The organism is Stenotrophomonas maltophilia (assembly GCF_025642255.1).
GTDB classification, from domain to species: domain Bacteria; phylum Pseudomonadota; class Gammaproteobacteria; order Xanthomonadales; family Xanthomonadaceae; genus Stenotrophomonas; species Stenotrophomonas maltophilia_P.
The window spans coordinates 2,395,114-2,414,971 of the sequence record NZ_CP106759.1 but is presented as its reverse complement, the minus strand read 5'-3'; the positions used below and the strand labels follow the sequence as shown (position 1 = coordinate 2,414,971).

17 protein-coding genes are annotated in these 19,858 nt (G+C 64.8%); 9 read left to right on the top strand and 8 right to left on the bottom strand.

Annotated features, from left to right (window positions below; genetic code table 11):
• Positions 1 to 9: 9 nt before the first annotated feature.
• The 8 genes from N8888_RS10990 to tssJ form a co-directional block, all read right to left on the bottom strand.
• Positions 10 to 579 (bottom strand): hypothetical protein, encoded by a 570-nt coding sequence (locus N8888_RS10990; protein ID WP_263174718.1) that lies wholly within the window; start codon positions 577 to 579, stop codon positions 10 to 12.
• Complete coding sequence (locus N8888_RS10985) at positions 576 to 1,370, bottom strand: M949_RS01915 family surface polysaccharide biosynthesis protein (protein WP_146256225.1); 795 nt, start codon at positions 1,368 to 1,370, stop codon at positions 576 to 578. Before N8888_RS10985 ends, N8888_RS10990 begins: the two co-directional genes overlap by 4 nt.
• Positions 1,294 to 3,177, bottom strand: a complete 1,884-nt coding sequence (locus tag N8888_RS10980; protein WP_053517626.1) for a TIGR02594 family protein — start codon at positions 3,175 to 3,177, stop codon at positions 1,294 to 1,296. Before N8888_RS10980 ends, N8888_RS10985 begins: the two co-directional genes overlap by 77 nt.
• Before the next feature lie 11 nt (positions 3,178 to 3,188).
• Positions 3,189 to 3,701: a hypothetical protein gene (locus N8888_RS10975; protein WP_263174716.1), complete on the bottom strand. Its 513-nt coding sequence runs from the start codon at positions 3,699 to 3,701 to the stop codon at positions 3,189 to 3,191.
• Entirely contained in the window at positions 3,698 to 6,565 is a 2,868-nt protein-coding gene (locus tag N8888_RS10970; RefSeq protein WP_263174715.1) for a type VI secretion system Vgr family protein, read from the bottom strand. Before N8888_RS10970 ends, N8888_RS10975 begins: the two co-directional genes overlap by 4 nt.
• A gap of 10 nt (positions 6,566 to 6,575) precedes the next feature.
• Positions 6,576 to 7,352 carry a DotU family type IV/VI secretion system protein gene (locus N8888_RS10965; RefSeq protein WP_263174713.1) on the bottom strand — a complete coding sequence of 259 codons (777 nt, stop codon included), beginning with the start codon at positions 7,350 to 7,352 and terminating at the stop codon, positions 6,576 to 6,578.
• Positions 7,352 to 8,686 carry a type VI secretion system baseplate subunit TssK gene (tssK, locus tag N8888_RS10960; protein ID WP_053517623.1) on the bottom strand — a complete coding sequence of 445 codons (1,335 nt, stop codon included), beginning with the start codon at positions 8,684 to 8,686 and terminating at the stop codon, positions 7,352 to 7,354. The genes N8888_RS10965 and tssK overlap by 1 nt, the downstream gene beginning before the upstream one ends.
• A 215-nt stretch (positions 8,687 to 8,901) precedes the next feature.
• Positions 8,902 to 9,414 carry a type VI secretion system lipoprotein TssJ gene (gene tssJ, locus N8888_RS10955; RefSeq protein ID WP_229765827.1) on the bottom strand — a complete coding sequence of 171 codons (513 nt, stop codon included), beginning with the start codon at positions 9,412 to 9,414 and terminating at the stop codon, positions 8,902 to 8,904.
• Positions 9,415 to 9,763: 349 nt separating this feature from the next.
• Here tssJ and N8888_RS10950 point away from each other — a divergent pair, with 349 nt between their 5' ends.
• The 9 genes from N8888_RS10950 to N8888_RS10910 all read left to right on the top strand — a co-directional run bounded on the left by N8888_RS10950 (position 9,764) and on the right by N8888_RS10910 (position 19,751).
• Positions 9,764 to 10,384, top strand: coding sequence for a tetratricopeptide repeat protein (locus tag N8888_RS10950; protein WP_180877009.1), 621 nt, complete (start codon positions 9,764 to 9,766; stop codon positions 10,382 to 10,384).
• 30 nt (positions 10,385 to 10,414) lie between these two features.
• On the top strand, positions 10,415 to 10,915 hold the full coding sequence (gene tssB / locus N8888_RS10945; protein WP_053517620.1) for a type VI secretion system contractile sheath small subunit: 501 nt from the start codon (positions 10,415 to 10,417) through the stop codon (positions 10,913 to 10,915).
• A 3-nt stretch (positions 10,916 to 10,918) separates the two neighbouring features.
• A complete protein-coding gene (gene tssC, locus N8888_RS10940) occupies positions 10,919 to 12,409 on the top strand; it encodes a type VI secretion system contractile sheath large subunit (protein WP_053517619.1) in 1,491 nt (496 codons plus the stop codon).
• A gap of 146 nt (positions 12,410 to 12,555) precedes the next feature.
• Positions 12,556 to 13,053: an Hcp family type VI secretion system effector gene (locus N8888_RS10935; RefSeq protein WP_006465355.1), complete on the top strand. Its 498-nt coding sequence runs from the start codon at positions 12,556 to 12,558 to the stop codon at positions 13,051 to 13,053.
• A 126-nt stretch (positions 13,054 to 13,179) separates the two neighbouring features.
• On the top strand, positions 13,180 to 13,668 hold the full coding sequence (gene tssE / locus N8888_RS10930; RefSeq protein WP_057496761.1) for a type VI secretion system baseplate subunit TssE: 489 nt from the start codon (positions 13,180 to 13,182) through the stop codon (positions 13,666 to 13,668).
• The gene (gene tssF / locus N8888_RS10925) at positions 13,668 to 15,503 is read left to right on the top strand and encodes a type VI secretion system baseplate subunit TssF (RefSeq protein ID WP_111185959.1); all 1,836 of its coding nucleotides are present in this window, start codon (positions 13,668 to 13,670) and stop codon (positions 15,501 to 15,503) included. Before tssE ends, tssF begins: the two co-directional genes overlap by 1 nt.
• Complete coding sequence (tssG, locus tag N8888_RS10920) at positions 15,467 to 16,558, top strand: type VI secretion system baseplate subunit TssG (RefSeq protein WP_053520394.1); 1,092 nt, start codon at positions 15,467 to 15,469, stop codon at positions 16,556 to 16,558. The genes tssF and tssG overlap by 37 nt, the downstream gene beginning before the upstream one ends.
• Positions 16,559 to 16,624: 66 nt before the next feature.
• Positions 16,625 to 19,378 carry a type VI secretion system ATPase TssH gene (gene tssH / locus N8888_RS10915; RefSeq protein WP_128988016.1) on the top strand — a complete coding sequence of 918 codons (2,754 nt, stop codon included), beginning with the start codon at positions 16,625 to 16,627 and terminating at the stop codon, positions 19,376 to 19,378.
• A 22-nt stretch (positions 19,379 to 19,400) separates the two neighbouring features.
• On the top strand, positions 19,401 to 19,751 hold the full coding sequence (locus tag N8888_RS10910; RefSeq protein ID WP_053520392.1) for a hypothetical protein: 351 nt from the start codon (positions 19,401 to 19,403) through the stop codon (positions 19,749 to 19,751).
• The last annotated feature ends 107 nt before the right edge of the window (positions 19,752 to 19,858 follow it).

The window sequence follows — 19,858 nt, the reverse complement described above, 5'->3', positions numbered from 1 at the left end:
CATCTGTCGCTATTCACTGCAGACCTGGATCAGGTCAATGCCGGCTGGACCGCGATAGCGCATCGTCGCCGGGTCGAACTGCAGCTGGATCTTCCCGGTACGGATGGTGTCATTCTGCCCAGTCGGACAGTCCCGTGTCGCGTCCAGTGCTGGCCAGGCAGCATGCGGCGCGACAGGGGCCGTCAATGTCGTGAACCTGCCCTCCAACAGACGGATATAGGTTCCATCCGCACACTGGGCAAGGATCAGTTTATCGGCGACATCGACATCGCCGTAGCTGCTGCCGAAGTAGGTGAGGATCGCGTCCTCGCGCCCGTCGTTGTTGAGATCGGGCGTGTCGTTCAAGAAGGTCTTTCCCCGCTGACCGCTGTATGGGCAGTCCTCGTCATTCCCCGGTGGACATGCACTGACGCGCTTCCCCTCCACCGGTACCAGTTCGATCCTGTCATCGATGGCGGTTGCACACGCGCGTTGCAGCGAGCCGGACGGCGGAGTGCGCGCGATGGCGACGTCCGCGGCAGCGGAGAGCGCCAGCAGCAGGAGAGCCTGATGCAGGCGCTGCCATCGTGACGACGTCACGGTGAACTTCCGCGCTTGATCGCCTCCCACACCTTGTCTACGTGCGCGCGAAGCACGGGCGCAGCCGAAGCCAGCGCGGGATCGTCCTGCCGGTCGCCGCCGAAGGGTTCATCGCCTTCCACCTCCACCAGCGATTCACCACGTACTTCGTAATACTGCTCGCCCTGGCGAAGCCCAATGCGCAGCTGCTGCGGATCGACGCCGCCGCCGCAGAAGCTGTGGCTGGCCAGCGTCAACTCGGCGCGGCCATCCTTGTCCAGGTCCGTTGCAGTCACCTGGTCCAGGAAGTAGCCGGCCTCCAGATCCAGACCTTCGCATTGAACCGGATCTTCCACGCTCCACCGCGAGGCCCAAGGAGCCGCTTGTCCGGCGCGCCGGAACAGCTCCGCACGTAACGTGATCTGATCCATCGCCTCTTCATCGCCCTGCGCCGGCACTGTCTGCTCGCTGCGCGAAAGCAGCAGCAGGCCCGGCCCGTCGATGTCATTGAACACCACTTGCTTCAGCAGCGTGCCCGAGTAGAGGTCTTTCAGTTCCGCATCTGCCAGGGCGGGCAACAGCTCCAGTCGACCAGCGGGCACGGCCTCAACCTGCCCGGGAAGTGCGTGTGCATTCGTTGCGGCATCGTCTGCTGCATCTGCAACCGGTGAGGACGGCGCACCGCAGCCGACTGCACCGAGTGCAAGCACGGCCAGCACGGCAAGTCGCAGCTGATCAGCGCGTATTGTCGCCAGCCTTTTTGGCCACGACAATGCCGAGCGCCGCGTTGAGGTCCGTGGCTGCCAGTTCATCGAGTTTGGTTTCCTTGAGTTCCTTCTGCGCGAATGGCAGATAGCTTTTCGGCACGTAGTAACGCAGCGTTGCAGGGTTGAAGCGGACAAAATTGATCTGGTCGCTCTGGTTGCCACCCAGCAGCACAGGTCGACCGCGGTCCATGGCGTAGACGAACCCTACGTGCGACGTACCGACCAGGGCTACCGCGCCGAACACCGGTTCGTCGATCTGGCTGAAGCGCGTGGTGTCGGCGGCGAACGAACGCGCGCGGTACGGGTGTGGAGATGATATAGCGTATCCGGCCGTGCGAAGGCACCAGTTCACGAACGATGCGCACCAAGCGTTGGAGCTTCCGGCCAGCGTAGTGAACTGCTTCCCGTAGCCGAGTTCGGAATGGAAGTTGATGGTGCGGCTGATCTCAGCCTCTTTCTTGCCCGCCCATTTGCGCGCCTGTGCATAGGCGTGCTCCACCCAAGGTGCGCGCTTCTGCGAAAACGGAATGATTGCGATTGGGTGGCCTTCGCCCTCGCGACTTCGGGTATCCCGTGCCTGTACTGACGCCGGCGGCCGCACAGCAGCAGCAGGTGTTTCCGGCGGAGGCTTCACCAGCGAGGGCCGATCAGACGTTTGCGGATTCCCGCTGTTGCCCGCTCGCCCGGAAGACCCGGCCGCTGACGGGGGCACGGCTTCGACCCCAACAGGCAGCGTGATTTTCTGGCCAGGGTTGATTCGATTGGCATTGCTGATCGACGGATTGGCGGCCATCAGCGCATCGACGCTGGTGTGATGGCGGTCTGCAATTCGGCTCAGCGTGTCGCCGGAGCGAACGCTGTAGCTGGCTTGACGTGACCTTGTTGGAGTCGCCGGGGCGCCGTCGTTGGCTGCGTCAGCCGGCGCCTTTCCGTAGATCCAAACCACATGACCGGGATAGATGCGGTTGCGGTTGCGGATATGGTTGTTGCTCACCAGATCGTCAACTGAGGTCTTGAACCTGCTGGCGATCGAGGCGAGAGTGTCGCCTGGCTGCACCACGTAGCGCAGCGGTGTGCGCTTCTCCTTGCTGGGCTGCGTTGGAGTGTGTGGTTGCGAATTCCCGCCGACCGTCATCATGTTGCGCGCAAATACCAGGGACGCTGAGGCCTGCTGAAGCGCAAACTGGCCGATTCGGCTTCCAATCTTGCCTGATTCCTCAAGGAAGAGCTCTATCACTTCTCCTGGCTGGCGGGTGATGAATGTCGGCAGCGCCCCGTGCTCATTGGTGGTGACCTTCTTCTCGCCCGTATTGCTGCTACGCACGATCACGGGCGTTGCCGGCATCGGTCGGGCGCCGTCAGACAAGGTGACCTGCGTGGCGTGCACGATCCGTTCCTTGCGTGTCTCAGGCTTTGCATTGAAGCCCTCATATTGCTCCATCGCAGCGATCATGCCGTTGAACTGCTCATCGGTCATGTCCTTGATGACCGTCTGGTCGGTGGCACCAGATCGCTTGCGCACGTATGCCAGATAGGCCGCTGTGTCGTTTTCCGATTCCGGCGCATAGGTATGCATGGCGTTGTACAACGTCATGTCGTTGTACTTGCGGCGCAGCAGTGCGCGCTTCTCGGCGCGGCCATCCTCGGCCGTAGGAAAAATGGCGAACTTGCCGCTCTTCGTATCGGCCTGGCCGATCATCTTGGCGTACTTTCCGCCTGGACGCAGGTTGCCGGGGTTGTTGAGCAGCCAAGCCAGCGAGCCGCCACTGCGGATGAGCTTGTCACCGTTGTCGGCGGTGAACTCCACAGTGCGCGTATCCTTGTTGAAAACCGCGCTGATGTAGGTAGGCATTCCGTGTCGTCCTATCGGGGCGTCAGCGTGCTCAGGGCCTGTGCGACATCAACGCCCTGGGGCAGACGGCGGGTGGAATCGAGCACCAGTACCCAGCGCTCCTCGTCGGGCTGCTGCTTGAGAAGGTAGCGTTTCAGCTCGACAGCAGCGTCGTCGTCGTATGGCGTATCCTTGAAGGACAACTCAGCGATGTAGAGGACCACTTTGCCCGCCTCGACCCGCACACGCGCGTCGCGGAGCGGGAAGTCAGCCGTGGCCGTGGCCTTTACGAGGAAATCCACCGGCGGCGCATCGTTGCGTGGGAGCAGCGGAAGCTGGTTCCACACGGCTTCGTTGGCAATCGGACGGTACTGGAAGCTGTAAACATGGAAACTGTGGGCATTGGAATGACTGACATACCCGGAATTCACGCGCAACGTACCTTGAGCGGTCTTGATGTCAGTGCTGCCGGTCGAATACTGCTGCGCATTGGCGGAGGCGCCCATGCACAATGCGAGCAGCAGCAGGAAGTGTCGGATGATCATGTTGATGACGGGGGTTCGTTGAGCAGTTCCAGGATCTGTTCGGACGTCAGGGCGCCGGTCGCATCGGCCGCGTCCAGGTTCCCGAGGAAGGGGTCGTTGCCGTCGCTGTCGGGTGTGTCGCCGTCATTCTCGGGTGGGCGGCCCGGCGCCGACACCAACATTTCCCAGGTGTCATCGCCAACCTCCAAGGTCAGCGGCCGACCCAGGCCATCGGCCATCACGCGGGGCAACCGACCGTCCTCACCGATGGTTCCGCTGGCGACCTGTTCGCCTTCGTTGTTGAAGATGCGGTAGGCCTTGTCCTTCCACCCCATTTCCTTGGCCAGTACATCGGCGCCTTCCAGCGCGAAGCGCAGGCTTTCCTTGAACGAGTACAGCCCACTGGGAAGTACCGGCATGGACGGCGCATCACTTCCCCCCCCCATGAACGGATGCTCGCCCGCCTTCACCTTGAACTCGCCCGGGCAGCTGAACGTGATGTTGCCGCCCTCCAGGGTGATCGCGCTGCTGCCGGCCTGCAGCACCACTTTGCTCTGCGCCAGCACATCGATGCGGTCATCGGTGGCGGTGATGGTCAGTGCCTGGTCGCTCAGCAGCTCCAGTTCGCCATCGTTGGCCTGCAGGCTGACCGGGCCCTGGGCGGCGATCACCCGCAGCGGGCCGCTCTGCGCGAACAGTGAGACGTGCTCGCCGGACACCGTGGCGATGGTCTCGCCTGCGCTGATGTGCAGATCCTGCTGCACCGTCATCTGCAGGTTCTGCCCGGCGTAGGCCACCGCGCTGGCTGGCGTGGTCCAGGCAATGTGGTGCGGTGCTTCGGCCAGCAGCAGCGGCTTGGCCAGACGCTCCACCGGCTGGTCACCCGGGCTGCGGCCATCGCCGCCCGGCTTCATCGCGCTTTGTCCGTTGACCTCGCCTTCGTAGCGTCCCTGTGCCTGCGGATCGATCTGCTCACGCAGCTGCTTTGTGCGCTCGAACTCGGCCAGTCCGGGCACCTGCTGCTGGGCCAGGGTCTGCTGCATCTGCTCCAGGCTGCGCTCGGCGCCCTTGAGCTGCGCCACCACGCTGGCGTTGTCCATGACCGTGGAAGCGGCCCGCTCCTGCGCGCTGGCGGACAGCAGCAGGCCTTCGGCCGCATGCACGTTTCCCCAGCCCTGCGTGGCCAGCTCGAAGCCCTCGCCGCGCAGGGCGCCGCGGGCGGTGTTCTGGTGCGCGATCAGGTAGCCCAGCTCCAGCCGGCTGTCGGCCAGCGAGCTGTGCAGGCGCGTACGCAGCTGGCCCGGCGTGTCATCGATCACCCATTGCTGGGTGCCGCTGCCGTCATGGGCTTGGGTGTGCAGGCCGCTGAGTACGCCGGGATGGCGCGCGTTCTCATCGATGCCGCCGCCGAAGGGTGGGGCGACCTCACCGTTGTAGAGCTGGCCGGTGACGCGCGGCTGGTCGATGTCACCGTGCAGGAATTCCACCAGCACTTCGCTGCCGATGCGCGGCAGGAAGGCCGTGCCCCAGTTCGGGCCGGCCACCCATTCGGCCACCGACACCCAGCTGCCGCTGGTGTGGTCGCCGGGCGCATGGCCGGTCTGGGCGCTGCCGGTGTCGGTCAGACCGCCCGGATTGGGCTGGCTGCCGCGCTGCCAGCCGAACTGGATGCGCACCTGGTGTTCGCGGTTCGGGCTGACGGCCGCATTGGCCACACCCACCACGCGTGCGGTCTGCGGGCCATGCAGGGTGGGGCGGTCCTGCGGCAGGGCGCGCAGCGGCACCCCGGCGCCGGTGGCGAGGAAGGCGTTGCGGTAGGCGCCGCGCTCCAGATCGGTGCTGCCGAGCAGCTCGGCGATGCCCTGGTCCAGATTGTTGACCGCGACATGCTGCACGGCCAGCAGCTGGAAGCGCTGGCCCTCATGCTGCGGATGCTGGGCCAGGCTGAACGTGCTGCCTGCGGCCAGCTGGCGCTCGCTGCCGCTGCCGCTGTACAGCACCTGGCCAACGCGCAGTGCGTCCAGCCGCGCCTGCGCTTCGGCGTCGGCCCAGGCGGGCTGGGCGAAGCGGCCGGCACGCGGCTGCACATAGACCTCCAGCGCGGGCAGGGTGCCGGCGTCGGCACTGGACTGCGCCGCCACGGCGTTGACCTGTTCGCTGTGCCAGCTGGCGACGGTACTGGCGTTGGGCACCAGCTGCTGGCGTTCGGCGAAGGCAGTGATGCCATCGCTGCTCTCGGCCATGTCCGCGCGATGGAAACGCACGCGGCCCACATCGGGCAGTTCGGCGCCGGGCTCGAACACCACCAGGGTGTGGGCGGCATCGCCCTCCTGCGCCTGCTCGATGCGCCAGGCCAGGCCGGCCTCGGACAGCAGGCGGGTGACGAAGGCGCAGTCGGTTTCGCGGTACTGGGTGGTGATCGCGCGGGCCGGCAACTGGGCCTGCACGTCGAAGCGGAAGGCGGCCTGCGGGTAGTCGGCGAAGATCTGCTCGCAGATCGCGCGGGTGTCCTGGTCCTGGAAAATCACTGCGTTGCGGCGAAGGCGCAGCAGGGCGGTCCAGGGTTCGAGGGTGAGCCGGTAGCGGGCCAGCCCGCCGTCGCTTCCCAGCTGCGCCGCCTCGGTGCACAGCCCGTGCCACTGCCGCAGCGCGCCATCGGCCTGGCGCAGCTGCAGGGTCAGCGGCTGCTCCAGCCACGGCTCCAGTTCCAGGAACGCATCGGTGGACAGGCAGTCGATCTGCAGGCGGTTGTCACCGCACACCGATTCGGTGCCTTCAAACCGCTCGACCACAAGGCCCTCGTCAGGGCCCTTGAGCTGGATCAGGCGATCCCGATGCGACAGCGAGGCGAGGGAAGCAAGCAGCGTGGAGCGCGAGATGTCCATATCGTCAGGCTCATGGGAGGGTGATCGTAATGTGGGCGGTGCGCTCAGGCATCTGCACCACGTCGTTGTAGGCGGCCAGCTGCTGACGGGTTTCGTGTCCGAGGTAGGCGCGCATGCCGAAGAACGCGACGATGCCGAAGCAGCCGACAACCACGGCCGGCAGCCACAGCGGCACGACCCGGCGCAGGCCATGGCGCACGTTGTCGGGCGGCAGCGCGTGCGGGGCGAAGCCGTGGCGCTTGCCCTTCAGGTAGACGATCTCGTCACCCAGGCGCGCGGTCAGATAGCCCAGCTTCTCGGTGCCTTCGATACGGTACTTGCCCTCGAAGCCCATCAGCAGGCAGTAGTGATAGACCTCCAGCGACGGCAGGCGCGCCGCGCCCTGGCGGCGCAGTTCTTCCAGCCGGTCGAAGAAGTGCTCGCCGAACAGGCGCAACTGCAGCGGATTGCGTTCCCAGGTTTCGTGCAGCGGCGACGGCTGCGACAGGATCGCCTCATCCACCGCGGCGCAGAACGCGTACTTGGCGGCGTAGACATCTTCGGACGCCACGCCAAGCCGCATCGCGTTGCGTTCGACGCCATCGAGGAACTTCTGCACCGTCTGCACGAAGCCCTCTGCGTCGTGCGGCAACTGGCCACGCTTGAGCAGAAGCAGCAGGTAGAAGCCGTCGGACATCAGATCCTGCAGGCTCTGCGGATTGGCCGCCTGCGGCGTCGGATTGACCATCGCGCCATTGGCGGTCAGCGACGGCATCGGGCCCGGGGTCGGGGGCAGGGGGGAATTCATCATGAGGTCACCGCCACAAGTTCCATCTTCAGCTCGGCAATGCCGGCCGGCACATAGATCATCACCGACTGCGCCTTGAGCATGCGCTCATACAGCGCACCGCGCGAATCAAATTCGAAGTAATGGCTGCCCGGGCGCACCGGGATCGCTGCCGGCACCTGCGCGGCGTGGGTAAGCTTCACGCCTGGCAGTGCGGACAGCACGCACTTCTCGACGTCGTCCGGCGCGCCGACCTTGAAGCGCACCGGGACGCTCTGGATCAGCTCCTGCGCCGGCAGCGAGGCGGAGACGGACAGGTAGAACGAGGCATTCCCGTCGATCCGCTGCGAGTCCAGCCGACCGAGGTGGTAGGACGGCTTGACCTCGTTCAGCGCGATCTTGAAGTAGCGCGTGGAGATCACCGTATCCAGCAGTGCCCGCACGATCTCCAGCAGCTTGCGGAACGAAGCTTCCGGCTGGTCGTGGCGGTACACCGGCAGGTCGCCCAGCTGGTAGGCGTTGGAGAAGGTCAGCAGTGCGCCCGCCATGCGCAGCAGTTCCTGGTGCAGGCGCTCGGGATGCAGCTGCGGATGATGCAGCAGATGGGCCAGCGCGCTGAAGGAACTGTTGATCGTATGCAGCAGCCAGAACGACGCGATGTCGCCCGAGCGGAATTCGATGATGTTCTGCGACGTCTGCCGATGCAGCCCGTACAGCGCATCGACCTTGGCCTGCAGCGCATCGAGCACCGCACGCAGTTCACGATGCAGGAACGGCGAGGCCTGCAGCTGCGCGCAGGGCGGGATGAACTCATCGTCCAGCTCGAAGCCGCCGCTGGAGGTGCGGCGCACACGCGCCACCGGCACGGTGGCATAGGCATCACGGGGCTGGTCGTCGGTAAGCAGCTTCACCGCCTTGCTCAGGTAGGCCAGTTCGGCCTCCACCGCATCGGTGAACAGGTCCTGCGTATCGCGGTTTGCCTGCCGATAGCGCGCAAGCACCGTGCCTTCCGCATCGGTGCAGTTGGCGCCGTCATCGCGCAGCAGCGGAAGTGCCAGGTAGATCACCGTGGACTGCACGCCAGGCGGCAGATCCTGCAGCGACACCGCGTCCGGCAGGCTGTCGTGGGCGGGGGCATCGTAGGTTTCGCCATCGGGAAACACCGCCGACAGATCGAGCGGCCTCAACGTGCCGCCGGACAAGGCATGGGGGTCGAAACGCACGCGGCGCGCGCCCCACGCGTACGGGTGCAGCGTCTGCGAAAGATCCTGCAGCCGTGCCTCGTGATACGCGTCCTGGCGCTGGAAATGCTGGGGCCGCAGGAACAGCCCTTCACCCCAGAGAACCTTCGACATCCTGCTTACATAAGCCACATTCAATCCTTGGAAATACCTTGAAAGGTTGCCCCTTGGGGGCCGGTTCCGCCGTCCTCGCGTTCCGCTGCGGCGAAGGCCCTGCCTTGCAATGTGAAAGTGTGAATCACATCGCACATTGATTGCGGCGGGGCAAACGTTGCGCGGAAGATACTATCGCATTGCGGCAATTTGAGTGCCAGAATTCCGACGCGGTCCTATTTCGCGCCTGCACAGCGGATCGAGGCAAGACTGCCCGGATCGCCGGAAAGTCGTGTGAGCAGGGCCTTGCTGTCGCTGGTCAGGGCACAGGCGTGGACACCGATGGTCACACCGTCCTGCGGCAGGGTCTTGCCCTTGGTGTCGAACGCGAGCCGCCAGCGGTTCTCGGCGGGGGCGCGGAACAGGGCGACCACGCCCAGCACTGCACTTCCTTCACTCAGCTGCTCGGACAATTCCTGCCGGGCCCCGGGGGTCAGCACCACCTCATTGACCGACAGCAGGTCGGCACCGAGGGCGGCCTGCTCTCCGGCCTGGTCCAGGAATGCGTTGAAGGGCGCCTGTTCGAACCGTTGCAGGCTGCGCAGGTGGTAGACCTTGACCACCGCCGCGCTCGCCCGCTTGTCGTTGCCGGCATTGAGGTTGGTGCCGGCATACAGGCGCAATGGGACGGTCGGTGGCGCTTTCGGCTTTTCCTCGCGGATGCCGACGGCCTGCAGCGTCTTGTCCATCGCTTTCCCGAGCTTGCTGTCGCTGGCGCAACCGGCAAGGGAACCCGAAACAATGAAGGAGAAAATCGTGACGGATATCACGCGGCGAAATGAGGAGAGTTGCGCATTCATCTGGAGTCGGCGGGCTCGAAGGGCGGGGTGAAAGTCACGTATGCAACGGATTTCGCTCGCGGATATCACATTGGAATGTGAAGAATGTGTCTATCAAAACCGCCACATTCTTGACGAAATTCACTATACCGATGCGTATTCGCGAATGTACACTGCCGCCGACAGGGGCAGGAATCCCGTGCGGTGTATCGGCGGCGATTCGGCTTCCTTTAGGAACTAATTTCGACGAGGGATCACTATGGAAGTGAAGGCAATGGGGAAGGCTGTCTACCGGCCGATGTTCGCGCTGATGTTGCTGTCGGGCCTGGCGGCCTGCTCATCGGCACCGAAGAAGGCCGAGGTCGTGCCGTTCGAAACGACGCTGAGCAATGCCGAAGCACAGGTCACCACCGGTGGCGCGGATGCCGCCATCAGCGCATTCGAGGAAGCGGCGAAGGCCGATCCGACGCGCAAGGAGCCGTGGGTGCGCATCGCTCAGCTGCAGTTCGACCAGGGCCAGTATGCCCGCGCCATTGTGGCTGCCGAGGAAGTGCTGCAGCGCGATCCCAGCGATCTGGTCGCCGATGGCGTGATCACGGTGGCCGGTTTCCGCATTGCCAACCAGTCGCTGACCCGCCTGCAGGGGCGCGGCGCGCTGGCTTCCGATACTGCCCGCAAGGAAGCGCAGACCCTGGCTACCACCCTGCGCAACACCATGGGTGATGCCATTCTCGATCCGGCGCCCAAGCCGAAGCCGCGCAGCCGCGCCCGTGCCGGCCGTGCCGCCGCGCCCGCCGCTGCCGCACAGCCCGCTGCACAGCCGGCCAAGCCCGCTGCCCGCTCGAACAACTCCGATCCGTTCCAGAACATCGGCAACTGATCCGGACCCGGCCCCAGTCAGGAGACACACATGGCCAAGAAGGAAAGCATCCAGAAGCGGCTGCAGAAGATCCGCCCGCCGCGCGTCCAGCTCACCTACGATGTCGAGAAGGGTGACGCGATCGAGCAGAAGGAACTGCCGTTCGTGGTCGGCGTGATGGGCGATTTCAGCGGCAACCCGGAGCAGCCGCTGCCCAAGGTCAAGGATCGCAAGTTCGTCAGCGTCGACATGGACAACTTCGACGAAGTGATGGAAGGCATCGCCCCGCGTGCGGTCTATCGCGTGCCGAACAAGATCAGCGACGAAGGCGGCGAATTTGGCGTCGAGCTGAAGTTCAACTCCATCGATGACTTCCGTCCCGAGGCGGTGGTCCAGCAGATCGAGCCCTTGCGGCGCCTGCTCGAGTCGCGCACCAAGCTCGCCGACCTGCGCAACAAGCTGGCCGGCAACGAGAAGCTGGAAGACCTGCTGACCGATGTGCTCAACAACACCGAGCAGCTGAAGAAGCTCGGCGTGACCAAGGAGGACTGACCGATGTCAGCCGAAGCCAGCCCGTTGGCCACGCAGGCCGCCGTTGCCGAAGACGTCGGCCTGCTCGACCAGATCGTCGAGAAGAGCAAGGTCGCCAAGTCGAAGACCGAGCATGACCGCGCCAAGGACATCATCGCCGCGCTGGCGAAGGAAGTCCTGGACGGCACCGTGGTCGTCTCCGACAACCTCAACCTCACCCTCGATGCGCGCATCGCCGAGATCGACCGGATCATCTCCGAGCAGCTCAGCGCCGTCATGCATGCCGAACCGTTCCAGAAGCTGGAAGGCAGCTGGCGAGGCCTGCATTACCTGTGCCAGCAGACCTCCACCGGCCCGAACATGAAGATCAAGGTCTTCAATTCGCCGCAGAAGGATCTGGTCAAGGATTTCAAGTCGGCCATCGACTTCGACCAGAGCGCGCTGTTCAAGAAGGTCTACGAAGAAGAGTTCGGCACCTTCGGTGGCGCGCCGTTCGGCGCACTGATCGGCGACTACTTCCTCGGCCGCCAGCCGGAGGACATGTACTTCATCGAGCAGATGTCGCACGTGGCTGCCGCCGCGCACGCGCCGTTCATTTCGGCAGCGAGTGAAGGCATGTTCGGCCTGGAAACCTTCACCGATCTGGGCAAGCCGCGCGACCTGGCCAAGGTGTTCGACACGGTCGAGTACGCGAAGTGGAAGTCGTTCCGCGAGAGTGAGGACAGCCGCTATGTCGGTCTGACCATGCCGCGCTTCCTCGGCCGTCTGCCGTACAACCCGAAGGATGGCACCACCGTCGAAGGCTTCAACTTCGTCGAGGAGATCGAAGCGGCCGACCACAGCAAGTTCCTGTGGTGCAACACCGCCTATGCGATGGGTGCGCGCCTGACCCAGGCCTTCGAGAACTTCGGCTGGTGCGCGGCAATCCGTGGCGTGGAAGGTGGCGGCCTGGTCGAGGACCTGCCGACCCATACCTTCCGCACCGATGATGGCGAAGTCGCGCTGAAGTGCCCGACGGAAGTGGCCATCACCGACCGTCGTGAAAAGGAACTCAGTGACCTCGGCTTCATGCCGCTGGTGCACTGCAAGAACACCGACTACGCCGCGTTCTTCGGCGCACAGTCGGCACAGAAGCCGAAGAAGTACAACACCGATTCGGCCAACGCCAACGCGATCCTGTCTGCCCAGCTGCAGTACATTTTCGCGGTGTCGCGCATCGCCCATTACCTCAAGGCGATGATGCGCGAGAAGATCGGCAGCTTCGCATCGGCGGGCAACGTCGAGGAATTCCTGAACCGGTGGATCGCCCAGTACGTGCTGCTGGACGACAACGCATCGCAGGAAGCCAAGGCCCAGTTCCCGTTGCGCGAGGCATCTGTGCAGGTTTCGGAGGTGCCGGGCAAGCCTGGTGTCTACCGCGCGGTGGCCTTCATCAGGCCGCATTTCCAGCTCGATGAGCTGTCTGTTTCGTTGCGTCTGGTCGCCGAACTGCCGGCGTCCGCGAAAAAGTCGTAACGGTTTGCTGTAACTGAAGCGTCCAGGGGAGTCCGCTCCCCGGATTGCAGTGACGCTTATTTCAAGAGGGCGCAGCCCCCCTTAACCGCCAGGCCCCCGCCTGGCACATCAAATCTCACGGAAGAACGGAATTTAGGAGACCAGATATGCAGCACGCTTTCCTCTCGATTGACACCATCAAGGGCGAGTCGCACGACGACAAGCACAAGGACTGGATTGAAATCCAGTCGTTCTCGCAGGACCTGTTGCAGCCGCGTTCGGCCACCGCGTCGACCTCCGGCGGCACCACCGCTGCCCGCGTGAACCTGTCCCCGATCGAAATCACCAAGTCGATCGACCTCGCCTCCACGGCCCTGAACCAGGCCGCCTCCAACGGCACCACCTTCCCGAAGGCGCAGATCCAGTTCATGCGCGCCGACAAGGACGGCAACGCGATCAATTACTACACGGTCGAGCTGCTGAACGTGCTGGTCCACCGCGTCACCACGACGGTGGACAAGGAAGGCATGCCGCAGGAAGTTGTTCAGCTGAGCTTCGGCGCCATCAAGTGGACTTACCAGCAGCAGAAGCCGGAAGGCGGCGTTGGTGGCAAGACCGTGGCGCAGTGGAGCGCAACCAAGAACATCCCGAACTACACCGTGTGATGTTGTGTCACTGCGATGGCGCCTCGTGCGCCATCGCAGTCTGATCGTCGGGCAGGGCCAGGAACGGCCCTGTCTCTGCCGCACCGCTGCCGCCCGCACGGATGCCGAACCTGAGTGGATCGACCAATGAAGGGACTCGAACCCAGCCTGCTGGAAAAACTGTTCGACGACGCCCCCAAGCAGCCGGGCGCCGGGCCGGTATTCAAGTCCGTCTCGCTGGAGCAGTACAAGGAATCCATTGCCCGTGACCTGGAAGGGCTGCTGAATTCGCGCGCCGCGTTCCAGGAAGGCGACATGAAGGAGTTCCCCAACTGCCGGCAGTCGCTGCTGACCTACGGGCTGGCCGATTTCTCCGCGATGAGCCTGGCCAACGCCTATGATCGCGCCGCCATCTGCCGCTCCCTGGAGCAGGCCGTGGCGCGACACGAGCGCCGGCTCCGCAACGTCAACGTGCACCTGGACGCCGGCAATCAGTTTGCCGGCGGCCTGCACTTCACCATCCATGCGCTGTTGGATCTGGAACCGGCGCGCGAGCCGGTCAGCTTCGACGCGATGCTGCAGCCCTCGACCCTGCAGTACCAGGTCACCCGCGCACGTCGCACGCAGGCCGCCTGATGCAGGACCTGCTTCCTTATTACGAACGCGAACTGGCCTATCTCCGTCGTTACGGACGCGAGTTCGCCGAGCGTTACCCGAAGATTGCCGGCCGCCTGCAACTGTCCGCGGAGGGCAGCCAGGACCCGCATGTCGAGCGGCTGATCGAAGCGTTCGCGCTGCTCAGTGCCCGCGTTTCCAAGCGCATCGAGGACGACTATCCCGAGTTCACCGACGCGCTGCTGGATGTGCTCTATCCACATTACCTGCGCCCGTTCCCGTCGTGCTCGATCGCCCACTTCGACATGGAAGGGGTAGCCTCCAAACTGAGCGCGCCGGTGCGCGTACCCCGCGGTACCGCCCTGCAGAGCCGCCCCGTGCGTGGCGTTCCGTGTGATTTCCGCACCGCCTACGACGTGGTCCTGGCACCGATCGGGGTACAGCAGGTGGTCTACCGCAGTGTCGCCGATGCACCGATGGCCACGACGCTGCCGGCGGGCACCGGCGGCCAGATCTCGCTGGGCTTCCAGTTGCTGTCCGATCAGCTCGGCTTCGGCCAGCTGGGCACCGATCAGCTTCGCCTGTTCCTGGATGGCGAGCCGTCGGTGCGGGCCGCTCTGCGCGATGCGCTGATGCTCGGGGTAAAGGCGGCCTATGTCGAATCCGATGGCGATGGCCGCTGGCGACGCCTGGAAAAGGTCCCGCTGAGCCCGGTGGGCTTTGCCGAGGATGAGGCGCTGATCGACTTCCCGGCGCGCTCGCATCCGGCGTACCGGCTGCTGACCGAGCTGTTCGCCTATCCGGAGAAGTTCGGATTCGTCGATCTGCACCTGCCCACAGTGACCGCCGGCGCCAGTCGTCGTTTCACGCTTCACCTGGTGCTGCATGCGCAGGGCCAGGACCGGGGCAACACGATGGTGCTGGAGGAGCTGGGAACGCACAACGTGCGCCTGGGCTGCACCCCCATCGTCAACCTGTTCAGGACCAGTGGCGAGCCGATCCGCGTCACCCATCGCACGGTCAACTATCCGGTGCTGGCCGACGCGCGTCGCGCCTTCGCCTACGAGGTGCACTCGATCGACTCGGTGCACCGCATCCGGCAGACACCGCAGGGCGAACTGATCCAGGCCTTCCGTCCGTTCTACTCGCTGCATCACGGTGAAGATCCGGAGCGGACCGGTCAGTACTGGGTGGCACGTCGTGATGAGGATGTCGCACGGCAGAGCCCCGGATTCGAGACGGAGATCAGCTTCGTTGACCTGTCATTCAATCCGGTGCTTCCGCAGACCGACACGGTCAGCCTGGAGCTGACCTGCAGCAACCGCGATCTGCCCAACCAGCTTGCCTTCGGTGTGGCCGGTGGTGACCTGAACATCGAGGGAGGCAGCCCGGCCAGGGCGATCAGCCTGCTGCGCAAGCCGACCAAACCGCTGCGTTTCCGCCATGGCCGCAATGCGCAGTGGCGCCTGATCTCGCACCTGTCGTTGAACCAGCTGTCACTGACCGCCAGCGGCCTGCCAGCGCTGAAGGAGATGCTGCGCCTGTACGACCTGTCCGGCAGCAATGTTTCCGCTCGCCAGATCGACGGCATCCTTGAGCTGCAGCAGACCCCGACCACCACCTGGATGCATGGTCGCCAGTTCGCTTCGGTGGTGCGTGGCCTGGAGATCCGCCTGACGATCAATGAAGCCCACTTCGTGGGTACCGGTGTGGCCGCCTTTGCCCAGGTGATGGACCACTTCTTCGCACTTTACGTGCATGCCAACAGCTTTACCCGTCTGGTGCTGGTTTCCGGCGACAGCGGGGAGGAGATCGTCCGATGCCCAGCGCGCAGCGGCGAATCGATCCTGGCGTAGCCCAGCAGCTGCTCACCGAGCCCCACCGCTTCCAGTTCTTCCAGGCGGTGCGGTTGCTTGAGCAGGTGTTCCAGCGGCAAGGCGTCAAGCCCGGCCAGGCCGTGCCGATGCGCGTGCGCTTCCGCAACTCGCTGTCGCTGGGCTTCCCGGCCACCGAGTTGTCCGCGGAGGGTGAGGTCTACTCGCTGAAGGGCGAGCGGCTGGAGGGGCGCGAGGCCATCGAGCAGGCGCTGCACGGCGAGGAACTGGCCGAGGTCCACCTGACTCCGCAGTTCATGGGCCTGCTGGGCACCGCTGGCGCATTGCCGCTGCATTACACCGAGACCCTGCAGCTGCGCGAGTTGTACCAGCGCGACCGCACCGCGCGCGCGTTCCTGGACATCTTCTCCACACGCGCCGTATCGCTGCACTACGCGGCGTGGAAGAAGCATCGGCTGGCGCTGCAGTACGAACTGGATCGCCGCGAGCGCTTCCTGCCGCTGGTGCTCTCGCTGCTCGGCATGGGCATGAGCGAGCTGCGCGATCGCCTGCACGAGGGCGAGGGCGAGATCTTCGATCAGGCCGTTGCCTATTACGCCGGTGCCGTGCGCCAGCGCCCCGTATCGGCCGTGCTGATGCAGCGCATCCTGTCGGACTATTTCCAGGTGCCGTTGCACCTGGAGCAGTTTGTCGGCGCGTGGTACCGGGTGCCCGCCGGTCAGGCAACGCGGCTGGGCCAGGCCAATGCGGTGCTGGGGGCGAGTGCCCTGGCTGGCGATCGCGTCTGGCAGCGAGACCTGCGCATGCGACTGCGCATCGGGCCGCTGCGGCGCGATCAGTTCGACGCCTTCCTGCCGGGCGGCAGTGCGGCCGAAGCCCTGTCCAAGTGGTTGTCGTTGTTGACCGGCGGCGTTCTCGAGTACGAAGTGCGGCTGGTGCTGCGCGCCGAGGATGTGCAGGGCAGCGCCCTCGGCAGCGGCGGCGGCGCTCGGCTGGGCTGGGACAGCTACATGTGCACCCAGGCGCAGACCACATCGCGTGAGGACACCACCTATGGCATCCACACGCTGCAATGACAACCCGCCGCAGGCGTCCGTGCCTGCGGTCCTCGAACGGTTCCAGCAAGGAGTGCGTGTTTCCGCATGAGCATCAACCTCAAGACCCTGATCAGCAAGCTGGACGACACCTGCCGCCAGGCGGCCGAGCGGGCCGCGAACCTGTGCATGGCGCGCGGCAACTATGAGGTGGACCTGGAGCATCTGTTCCTGGCCCTGCTCGAGCAGCCGCAGAGCGATTTCGTGTTGATTGCCCGTCGCAGCGGCATCCTGCCGGAATCGCTGGAGCGTGATCTCAACGATGAGATCAGTCAGTTCAAGACCGGCAACGGCCGCACGCCGGTGTTCTCCCAGCACATTCCCAAGCTGTTCGAGCACGCCTGGCTGATCGCCTCGCTGGACTCGGAAACCACCCGCATCCGTAGCGGCCATCTGCTGCTGGCGCTGCTGACCGAGCCGGACCTGGCGCAGTTGGCCTACCGTGGCTCGAAGCTGTTCGTGCGTTTCAAGCGCGAAGAGCTCAAGCACGACTTCGCCAAGCTCACCGAGGGCTCGCAGGAGGCGGTGCAGACCGTCCGCTTCGCCGATGCCTCGGCGAAGGAAGAGGGCGGTGAGGGCGAGGAAGCCGTATCCGGCGAGGCCAAGGGTGGGTTGTCCAAGACGCCTGCGCTGGACCAGTTCACCACCAACCTGACCCAGCGCGCCCGTGAGGGCAAGATCGATCCGGTGATCGGCCGTGATGGCGAGATCCGCCAGGTGATCGACATCCTGATGCGTCGCCGCCAGAACAACCCGATCCTCACCGGCGAAGCCGGCGTGGGCAAGACCGCCGTGGTCGAAGGGCTCGCCCGGCGCATTGCCGACAAGGATGTGCCGGAGGTGCTGCAGGGTGTCGAGCTGCACACGCTGGACATGGGGCTGCTGCAGGCCGGCGCCAGCGTCAAGGGCGAGTTCGAGAACCGCCTGAAGAACGTGATCGACGAGGTCAAGAAGAGCCCGCATCCGATCATCCTGTTCATCGATGAAGCGCATACGATGATCGGCGCCGGTGGAACCGCCGGCCAGAACGATGCGGCGAACCTGCTCAAGCCGGCGCTGGCCCGCGGTGAGCTTCGCACGATCGCGGCGACCACCTGGAGCGAGTACAAGAAGTACTTCGAGAAGGACGCGGCGCTGGCCCGCCGCTTCCAGGTGGTCAAGGTTGAAGAGCCCAGTGAAGTGCTGGCCGCAGCGATGCTGCGCGGCATGGTGGGGTTGATGGAGTCGCACTTCAACATCCGCGTGCTGGACGAAGCGGTGACCGAAGCCGTGCGTCTGTCGCACCGTTACATCAGTGGCCGCCAGCTGCCGGACAAGGCTGTCAGCGTGCTGGATACCGCCTGCGCGAAGGTCGCGCTTGGACAGAGCGCCACGCCTGCGATCATCGAAGACACCCGCAAGCACCTGGATCGCCTGCAGGCGGAAATCAGCGCGCTGCAGCGCGAAACCGCAGGGGGCAGTGCACAGCATAGCGAGCGCCTGGACGAGCTGCATGCCCAGCAGGCGGAAGCGCAGGCGGTGCTGGCCAGCAATGAGGAGCGCCTCACCCGCGAGCGCGAACTGGCAGGCCGCATTGCCGCGCTGCGCCAGCAGATGGAGCAGGGCCAGGCCCAGGCGGCCGATGGCGAAGCGCCCAGCGATGACGGTGAGGGCGACGTCGCCGTGGCCAAGCCGGCCGCCAAGCGCGGCAAGGCCAAGCCGGAACTGTCGCCGCAGCATGCTGAACTGGCGCGACTGCAGGCCGAGCTGCGCGAGCTGCAGGGCGAGACGCCGATGGTCCCGCTGCAGGTTGACGGAACCGTGGTCGCGGAGATCGTGTCGGCATGGACCGGTGTGCCGCTGGGCCGCATGGTCAAGGACGAGATCCGTACCGTGCGCACGCTCGGAAATCTGCTGGTCGAGCGCGTGATCGGACAGGACCACGCGCTGGATGCGATCGCCCAGCGCGTGCGCACCGCCACGGCCAAACTGGAAGACCCGAACAAGCCACGCGGTGTCTTCATGTTCGTCGGCCCCTCCGGTGTCGGCAAGACCGAGACCGCGCTGGCGTTGGCTGACATTCTCTATGGTGGTGAGCGCAAGCTGATCACCATCAACATGAGCGAATACCAGGAAGCGCACAGCGTGTCCGGGCTGAAAGGCTCGCCGCCGGGCTACGTCGGTTATGGCGAAGGCGGCGTGCTGACCGAAGCCGTGCGCCGCAACCCTTACAGCGTGGTGCTGCTTGACGAGGTGGAGAAAGCCCATCCCGACGTGCTGGAGATGTTCTTCCAGGTGTTCGACAAGGGCGTGATGGATGATGCGGAAGGCCGCGAAATCGACTTCCGCAATACCCTCATCATCCTGACTTCCAACATCGGCTCCTCGCAGATCATGCAGGCCTGCCTGAACAAGCCGGCCGAGGAGATTCCGGCGGCCGACGCGCTCGCCGACGCGCTGCGCCCGGTGCTGATGCGCAGCTTCAAGCCGGCCTTCCTCGGCCGCCTCAAGGTCGTACCGTACTACCCGATCAACGATGACGTGCTTGCGCGGATCATCACGCTCAAGCTCGGTCGCATCCGCGACCGCGTCATTGCCAACCACAAGGCCACCTTCAGCTGGGACGACAGTCTGGTGGAGGCCGTGCTTGCGCGTTGCACCGAAGTGGACTCAGGTGCCCGCAACGTTGACCACATCCTCAATGGAACCTTGCTGCCGGAAATCGCCGAGAGCGTGCTGGCGGCGATGGCCGAGGGGAACCGGATCAACGCCATCAAGGTCACCGCCGGCAAGAAGGGTGACTTCAAATACAAAGTGTCTTGACACTGAGCAAATGGAGAAGGCAATGGAATTCTATGGATTCGACCGCGAAGCGGCTCTCAACCACTGTGACAGCCTGGAACTCGGCCTTGGCCGTGAGCTGGACCGTGTGCGTGCCTGGAACCGGCTGCGCCCCGAACATGTGATCGAGCTGCTGGAGACCGCGGTGCCCGCTGCCCGCCAGGATGCCCGCAACGTGGCCGCGCAGATCAGCCGCGGTTCCTGGCGCATCCACATGGATGCCCCGGTCGTGGGCAAGCCGCAGCTGGTGAGCAACGTGCGCGAACTGCAGATCACGGCCGGTGGACGCGATTACCGCCTGAAGATCAGCGAAGGCGTCCGCCTGCAGCTGGAAGAAATCGTCCAGGCCGCCTGATGATCGTGTGAGCTTGTCGCCCCGCGCAGGGGCGCAGGCCACGCGGAAGCGGGAACCGGAGGAAGCCGATGCGCACGCCGCATGCAGACCACCTTGAAGCACGGGAA

Bases quoted from the DNA above. Each gene is read 5' to 3' on its own strand.
- N8888_RS10975 (WP_263174716.1), bottom strand. From the start codon at position 3,701: ATGATCATCCGACACTTCCTGCTGCTGCTCGCATTGTGCATGGGCGCC.
- tssF (WP_111185959.1), top strand. From the start codon at position 13,668: ATGCAGGACCTGCTTCCTTATTACGAACGCGAACTGGCCTATCTCCGT.
- tssB (WP_053517620.1), top strand. From the start codon at position 10,415: ATGGCCAAGAAGGAAAGCATCCAGAAGCGGCTGCAGAAGATCCGCCCG.
- N8888_RS10910 (WP_053520392.1), top strand. From the start codon at position 19,401: ATGGAATTCTATGGATTCGACCGCGAAGCGGCTCTCAACCACTGTGAC.
- tssC (WP_053517619.1), top strand. From the start codon at position 10,919: ATGTCAGCCGAAGCCAGCCCGTTGGCCACGCAGGCCGCCGTTGCCGAA.
- tssK (WP_053517623.1), bottom strand. From the start codon at position 8,686: ATGTCGAAGGTTCTCTGGGGTGAAGGGCTGTTCCTGCGGCCCCAGCAT.
- N8888_RS10980 (WP_053517626.1), bottom strand. From the start codon at position 3,177: ATGCCTACCTACATCAGCGCGGTTTTCAACAAGGATACGCGCACTGTG.
- tssG (WP_053520394.1), top strand. From the start codon at position 15,467: ATGCCCAGCGCGCAGCGGCGAATCGATCCTGGCGTAGCCCAGCAGCTG.
- N8888_RS10950 (WP_180877009.1), top strand. From the start codon at position 9,764: ATGGAAGTGAAGGCAATGGGGAAGGCTGTCTACCGGCCGATGTTCGCG.
- tssH (WP_128988016.1), top strand. From the start codon at position 16,625: ATGAGCATCAACCTCAAGACCCTGATCAGCAAGCTGGACGACACCTGC.
- tssJ (WP_229765827.1), bottom strand. From the start codon at position 9,414: ATGGACAAGACGCTGCAGGCCGTCGGCATCCGCGAGGAAAAGCCGAAA.
- tssE (WP_057496761.1), top strand. From the start codon at position 13,180: ATGAAGGGACTCGAACCCAGCCTGCTGGAAAAACTGTTCGACGACGCC.
- N8888_RS10985 (WP_146256225.1), bottom strand. From the start codon at position 1,370: ATGAACTGGCAGCCACGGACCTCAACGCGGCGCTCGGCATTGTCGTGG.
- N8888_RS10965 (WP_263174713.1), bottom strand. From the start codon at position 7,352: ATGAATTCCCCCCTGCCCCCGACCCCGGGCCCGATGCCGTCGCTGACC.
- N8888_RS10970 (WP_263174715.1), bottom strand. From the start codon at position 6,565: ATGGACATCTCGCGCTCCACGCTGCTTGCTTCCCTCGCCTCGCTGTCG.
- N8888_RS10935 (WP_006465355.1), top strand. From the start codon at position 12,556: ATGCAGCACGCTTTCCTCTCGATTGACACCATCAAGGGCGAGTCGCAC.